The sequence below is a fragment of the Halovibrio sp. HP20-59 genome, assembly GCF_033052795.2.
Classification (GTDB): domain Bacteria; phylum Pseudomonadota; class Gammaproteobacteria; order Pseudomonadales; family Halomonadaceae; genus Vreelandella.
Genome location: NZ_JAWJUW020000074.1, coordinates 1 through 290 on the forward strand (window position 1 = coordinate 1; position 290 = coordinate 290).

Sequence of the window (290 nt, forward strand, 5' to 3'; positions counted from 1 at the left end):
CAAGCGTTAAAGCGCTTATAGACCGTATTCCAGTGCCCAAAGTCGTCGGGTAAATCGCGCCACTGGCAGCCGGTACGGATTCGGTAAAGTATGCCTTCTACCGTCATCCGCAGGTCAGCCTTGTCATAGATACGTTGTTGAAGCAGGATAGGTTTTAGCTTCGACCAGTGTTCATCCGTGAGCATCAGTCGGGGCATGGCAAGCTCGCAGTTTGTTGGTGTCGGAACCTGTATTCTGCGAGTTTGCCCCTATCCTGCCAATGCTATCCCTCAAAACGTCAACAGGCCCTA

At 52.1% G+C, this 290-nt stretch carries 1 protein-coding gene; it reads right to left on the bottom strand.

The genetic code is table 11. The features are described 5' to 3' along the window. The coding region (locus tag RZA33_RS19435; protein WP_317509679.1) for a transposase at positions 1-197 on the bottom strand (197 nt) is incomplete at its 3' end. Positions 198-290 lie beyond the last annotated feature (93 nt).